The sequence below is a fragment of the Brevibacillus invocatus genome, from assembly GCF_003710915.1.
Taxonomy (GTDB): Bacteria; Bacillota; Bacilli; order Brevibacillales; family Brevibacillaceae; genus Brevibacillus; species Brevibacillus invocatus.
The window spans coordinates 21,641-27,640 of the sequence record NZ_RHHR01000053.1; the positions used below are offsets into that span (position 1 = coordinate 21,641).

General features: G+C 48.3%; 8 protein-coding genes. 2 read left to right on the top strand and 6 right to left on the bottom strand.

From position 1 onward, the window contains the following. Nucleotides 1–46 precede the first annotated feature (46 nt). Both EDM52_RS22725 and EDM52_RS22730 read left to right on the top strand, forming a co-directional pair. Nucleotides 47–853, top strand: a complete 807-nt coding sequence (locus EDM52_RS22725; RefSeq protein WP_122911189.1) for a sensor histidine kinase — start codon at nucleotides 47–49, stop codon at nucleotides 851–853. Continuing rightward, on the top strand, nucleotides 850–1,500 hold the full coding sequence (locus tag EDM52_RS22730; protein WP_057133806.1) for a response regulator: 651 nt from the start codon (nucleotides 850–852) through the stop codon (nucleotides 1,498–1,500). Before EDM52_RS22725 ends, EDM52_RS22730 begins: the two co-directional genes overlap by 4 nt. A gap of 4 nt (nucleotides 1,501–1,504) precedes the next feature. Here EDM52_RS22730 and EDM52_RS25005 read toward each other — a convergent pair whose 3' ends face one another. The 6 genes from EDM52_RS25005 to EDM52_RS22755 form a co-directional block, all read right to left on the bottom strand. Next, complete coding sequence (locus EDM52_RS25005) at nucleotides 1,505–1,912, bottom strand: hypothetical protein (protein ID WP_221175571.1); 408 nt, start codon at nucleotides 1,910–1,912, stop codon at nucleotides 1,505–1,507. After that, a complete protein-coding gene (locus EDM52_RS25010) occupies nucleotides 1,842–2,642 on the bottom strand; it encodes a serine hydrolase (RefSeq protein WP_221175572.1) in 801 nt (266 codons plus the stop codon). Before EDM52_RS25010 ends, EDM52_RS25005 begins: the two co-directional genes overlap by 71 nt. Then, entirely contained in the window at nucleotides 2,561–3,178 is a 618-nt protein-coding gene (locus tag EDM52_RS25015; RefSeq protein ID WP_221175573.1) for a serine hydrolase domain-containing protein, read from the bottom strand. The genes EDM52_RS25010 and EDM52_RS25015 overlap by 82 nt, the downstream gene beginning before the upstream one ends. Nucleotides 3,179–3,188: 10 nt before the next feature. Further along, nucleotides 3,189–3,788 (bottom strand): TetR/AcrR family transcriptional regulator, encoded by a 600-nt coding sequence (locus EDM52_RS22745; protein ID WP_122911191.1) that lies wholly within the window; start codon nucleotides 3,786–3,788, stop codon nucleotides 3,189–3,191. A gap of 110 nt (nucleotides 3,789–3,898) precedes the next feature. After that, nucleotides 3,899–4,912, bottom strand: coding sequence for a TIGR03943 family putative permease subunit (locus EDM52_RS22750; protein WP_122911192.1), 1,014 nt, complete (start codon nucleotides 4,910–4,912; stop codon nucleotides 3,899–3,901). Nucleotides 4,913–4,925: 13 nt separating this feature from the next. Continuing rightward, the gene (locus tag EDM52_RS22755; protein WP_057133879.1) at nucleotides 4,926–5,816 is read right to left on the bottom strand and encodes a permease; all 891 of its coding nucleotides are present in this window, start codon (nucleotides 5,814–5,816) and stop codon (nucleotides 4,926–4,928) included. Between the last annotated feature and the right edge of the window lie 184 nt (nucleotides 5,817–6,000).

Sequence of the window (6,000 nt, forward strand, 5' to 3'; positions counted from 1 at the left end):
CGGTATACTAGGATTGATTGCCACTGTACACGAAAGGGAAGATTCGATGACGTACCGCACCTTTTATTGGCTTACCGCACTGCTTCCCGCAATCATCATCGGGGGCTTCGAATTCATTCGTCACGACTTTTTATTACCGTATCTCTCCATGGAGAGCGGGAATGTATACATTACGATCCTGACACTGATCCTGTCCTTTTTGTTTGCGAACTGGATGTTTCGCACCATTGAAAAAATGAATGCAAAGCTTGTGGAAGAGCAAGCCCGGCGCGCGGTGTATGAAGAACGGGAACGACTCGCCCGCGAGCTGCACGACGGGATTGCCCAATCCTTGTTTTTTCTCAATGTGAAGCTGAAGCAAGGACATCTCGATGATGCTCGTGTCGCCGTATCAGCAATCGATAATCATGTTCGCCAAGCGATATTCAATTTGCGCTCCTTGCCGGAAGAAGGAAGTCTAGAGCAGCGTCTGGAAAAATGGCTCGCCCAGTGGAGTGCCCTATCTGGGGTCGATGTCTCAACCGAATTTAACGTAAAAGATACGTTTTTTACTCCTGCTCAAGAGGTTCAGCTATTCGGTATCATCCAGGAGGCCTTTGCCAATATTCGCAAGCATGCCCAAGCACGTCATGCCTGGATTCAGCTGACCACACAGGAACCGAAGCAATGGACGCTCTCGATCGAGGACGATGGGGTCGGGATCGCAGCCGACTCTGTAGAAGCCAAAAAATACGGATTGGCCATGATGCGCGACCGAGCCAAACAATTGCAAGCCAGCCTTGAGATCAAACAAAGGAAGACAGGCGGAACCATGATCACACTTACGTCCCAAAAAGGAGGGGAAGCCCGATGAATCCCTATCGCGTCATAATCGCTGATGATCACCCGATGGCTCGCCTGGCGATTCGCAGCCTGCTAGACCCTGATCCTTCCTTTGAAGTGATAGGAGAAGCAGCCAATGGTGAAGAGGCCTTTCATCTATGCGGCCAGCTCCAGCCCGACCTCGTCCTGATGGATATCAACATGCCGAAATGGAATGGCTTGGAGGCGACACGCGAAGTAAAGAAAGCTTACCCCCATATCAAAGTCGTCATTCTCAGCGTCTCCGATGACGTTGGGGACCTCATCACCGCGATTCAGTTTGGTGCCCAGGGCTACTTGCTAAAAAACCTCGAACCAGATGACTGGATCAACTATCTGCATGCCTTGTTAGGAGAGGACAGTATTCCTTCCCGCGAAATGGCGACGCGTCTGCTTCATCATTTCCGCCAGGACGAGCAGGTAGATGAGCTGATGCCTGAGGTCCTCACCCCTCGCGAACGGGAAATCGTCATGTATGTGGGCGCAGGCAATACCAACCGGGAGATCAGTGATGCACTGGTCATCTCGGAAAACACAGTGAAAAACCACATCAAAAACATTCTGGAAAAGCTCCAGCTTGCCAATCGGGTTCAGCTCGCTGCTTACGCTGTCCGGCATCATTTATTGATAAAAAAATAACCGTCTACACCATGTTCCAATAGTGAAAGAAGAGCAGCAGTCCTGTAGCTGACAGGGTAAAAAGGCTGTAATGGATACGCCCTCGTATTCTCCAGCAGCCTTTTCTCCAAATATAGACCAAGAAGATCAAGAGAGCTGCACCCAATACGTTTTGTACGAATGGAATCTGCTCCACCCATCCCGTCCAGGAAGATTGTTCTCCGTAATAAGCTTTAGGTACGCCGTACACCGGATCGAATTCGCCTGTAATCACAACATCCAGCACAATGCCGAGTGTCAACACTCCAAAAGCTATTGCAGTCCATTTCGCAGCAATAGCTGCTTTCGGTTGTGCTGTTTTTTTATTTCTGATAAAACGAATCCCTGCATGAAGACCCCAGAACAAAAGCGAACCAAAGATCAGACACAGCACGAAACCAGCATGACGTTCCCAAATGGATCAGTCTTAAAAACGAGCGTCTGGAATCCGCCAAAGTAGTCTCTTGTCTTTCCCTCCTGCACATTTTGATAGACCCCTGCTCGCTTTCAACAAAACGGCTTGCTTCTCCGACGTGGTGAACCAATAAATATCCTTCCTCGTCGCTTTGGACATGGATCATGCCCATTGTCAGGCTCAGTACGCTTTCTGGAGTGGTGAAGCTCTTCCGATTTTGATGATATTCCCCGATGTATGAACGGGATCGTTCCAGCGCCCCTTCTGGCGGGAGTGGTGGCAACAGCTTTTCTGCGGGGTAATAGCGGTCCATAAACGCTTGAAAAATCTCGAGGTGGGCTAGGTAGCTCCCTCCACTATACGAGATGAACAATCCTCTATTCTCATCCGGGAGCAAATACAATCCGGTATCAAATAGCATCGTACTTCCACTATGAAAGAGTGTTCTTTGATCATGGAAGGTTCCTTCCATAAAACCATGGGCCATCCCGTGCAGTCGCGGATGATGCGTAAACAATGAACGATGCATCTGACGAATCGTGGCATCGGATAAGAGGCCACTTTCCTGGGTACGCACTCCTTGCAGGTGGGACAGCATGAATGCAGACATATCTGCACCAGAGCTACTCATACCGCCAGCTGGCTCTGGCAGGAACTCGAATGCCCCCTCCAGGTATTCGCCATCAAAAAATCGATAGGCCTTCGCCATATCAGTGGCAATTTCTTCCGGCAACGGCTGTCGAAAGGTACTTCCGAAATTATGTAAACCGTATCGAGTGAATCTTCAAAACCAGGTGTATGGGTCATCAAGTGGGTAAGGGTTATCGGTACTGCTTCTTGTTCGCTCTGATCATGATAAAGCCGGTCAGGAATTTCAAAATCCAAATATTGATTGATGTCCGTGTTCAAATCGAGCTTGCCTTGCTCCACAAGCTGCATGATCGCCGTCCACGTCAGCAGCTTAGAAGTGGAACCGATTCGAAAGAGAGTCCGCTCTGCGTCAACCGGTTTCTTTGTCTGCAGGTCGGCATAACCGTAGCCTTTGTTTACCCATACTTCTCCATCCGCTACGAACGATACAACCGCATTAGGAATGTTGTATTTCTCCATCTTCTCATTCATTTTTTGATCCAAAAAAGCAGCTATTTCCGTACGATTCATCGTGCTTGCTTCCACCGGCATACTCGAAAGCAATAAGAAGCTCAGACAAACACACGTCATAAACAGTGCTTTCAATCGCTTCATCCTAACCCCTTCACTCCCCATCCATCCGCTCATCCAAACTCTCAATTTTTCGCGAGCGTGCTGTCATCACGACATCCTCAGCCATGCTATCCATGATCTGAATCACAGCCTTTTCATCAACATCCTCGGGCATCATGCCGTTGGCAACCATGATCGACAAGCCCAGTGTACAAGCTCTCATTTTTAATAAAATCAACCGTAATTCATCGTCAGAGAAGCCTTGAAGATCTGCGTCCTCTTTCATTTGATCGAGCAATACAGGGTTCATTTCCTGCTCATACTCATGGACGTACTTATTTGGATTCCAAACCAGAACCCGAAAAAGAACGCTGTAATCTCTGGCAAATCGCAGACTCGCTACCCCCATATCATGAAAGGGGTTGCCTGTATGATTTTCTTGCAGTATGTGGTTGCTCAGCTCTACCGTTTTGTGGATGACTTCCCGAACAAGCTCATCCGCATCATTGAAATTCACATAGATCGGTGCGATTGAGCTCCCCAGCTTGGTCGCGACCTTTCGTATCGTGATGCTGTCAATCCCCTCCTGTTTGGCAATTTCAAAGGCTGCATCCACAATTTGGTCCTTGGTAAACTTCTTTTTTGGCGGCATATTCCATCTCCATTCATTGTGACGTACAAGTAAAGAGATGACAAAAAAGAGGCGTGCACGTCAGTAGTTTTTCTACTTTCGCCACGCCTTTACTTACGGACTATTCCATTTCAATTTTCAATGGGTGTATCAAAGCTGTAGTACACGTACGGGTCCTTAGGTGCATCCACCTTTTCAACCTGACTTGCCCGCAAAACGAGCATGTCATAGCCATTGGCGCTTCGCAATTCCAGCTTTCCTCTCACCTTTACCCAGCTGTCGATCTCATATTTCTTGGCCTCGCTGTCTTCCACCAGAATGCCGAAAACATTGGCATCAGCTGTGCAACAGGATACGGAAAAACGTGCTACAACGAACTGCAGCTCAGAAAAATCAGATTGATGGTAGACAAAGCCCATCGTCTCAACCTCTTTACCCGAAAATGGCTTGGCGTACAGCTCCATCGCGGTCAAGCCATCCAGGAACACCTTGTCGTCCAGCTTAATGATAGGCTGTTTGTACAAATAGATCGCGATGTCTCTGTAAAAATCGCCAAAGCTGCTATCCCCAAAGAGCTCTTGGAGCTGGGCATCATCCAGTTTGCCTCCGGAGTCCGGCAAAACAGACTCCTGTTTCTCCTGCTCGATTTGCGGCGTATCTTGACCACTGGCTTGCTCAGCAGATGGCGCCTCATCATCCTGAACTTGTTCTGATGCTGCTGGTACATGGGGAGCTGAATTCGCGGTTGCATTTACCTCTGCCATTTTGCGGACATCATTGCTTAGCAAGGTAACGCCCAAATTTTCTGCCATTGCACTTCCCAAAATTTTGTCCGGCATGACAAATCCCATGGCCAACGGTAGAGCAAACAGCCCGTATACGAGGAGTGTTCCCCATTTTGTCTGGGGCATTTTGTGGGCATCGCAATCACAATCATCCTCATTCTTACCCACAAAAATCTGACGAATGCTTGTCACGGTCAGAATGATCAACACAACCAGGGTCACGTAGATCAACATGTGCAGTCTCGGGGCCAGATAGTGGCTCAGTCTCTCCGTGATGATCATTTCAGCAATCCATATCGCAAAACCAGAGAGAATCAAACTACGCAGCAAATAATGACGCTTCCACTTCTTCTGATCCATTTCACATCCCCTTTCACACTGGCATGAGTATAGTGACCACGAATACCGTAATAGTGACGGCAAGGATCAGCTTGATTACAAATCCAAAGCGGAACGAGCTAAATAACAGCAGAGTCGTCTTCAAGTCCACCATGGGTCCAAAGACGAGAAATGCCAATAGCGAGCTGCTTTGAAACGTATTGGAGAACGAAGCGGCAATAAACGCATCTGCTTCTGAACACAAGGAAAGTATGTACGCCATCCCCATCATGACCAGATGAGAGGTAAACGGGGTTTGTCCGATTCCAAGCAAAGTCTCCCTACTGACGAATACTTGAAGCAAGGCACTGATGAGAGCTCCGAACAACAAAAATTTGCCCATATCAAAGAATTCATCCACCGCGTGGGAAAATGTAGCGGAAAGCTTGCCGCGGGAAGCTTCGGTATGTGAGGCTTCATGCTTGATCTGAGCGTCCATGCCCAGTCGCAGCGGATTTTTCTTCACAAAGAATAACACCAGCAGGCCTACGATAAAGGCGACAACCAGGGCGGACAAGCCACGATACATAGCCATATCCGGTTGTCTGGTGAAAGCCGTGTAGGTGGAGGATAGCACGACCGGATTTACTATCGGTCCAGCAAGCAAAAACACAACCCCTACATGCAAGGGCATCCCTTTCTGAATCAGACGACGAACAACAGGGATAATGGCGCACTCGCATACGGGAAAAATAAAACCTAGCAGACCAGCAAAAGGCAGTGCCACCAACGTATTTTTAGGCGTCCATCGACGCACCTGTTCCTCTGTCACAAACGTTTGGATAAACGCAGAAAAAAAGACACCTAGCAGAACGAATGGGATGGCTTCCAGGATGATACTCAGGAAAAAGGTTTTCACATCGAGCCATCGCGGTGACCACTCTATCCAACTCGTAAAAACGGACTGACTCGTTCCCCCTGTCGTGAGCCAAACGACAGCTAGCCCCAGTATGACTGCCCCGATACAATCAAAGAGCAGGCTACGGAATTTAACCGGCAATTTCCTCCCTCCATTTCTATGATTATCTTTTCCTATTTTTCTATTATATGCCACTAGCGTTGCATAAATC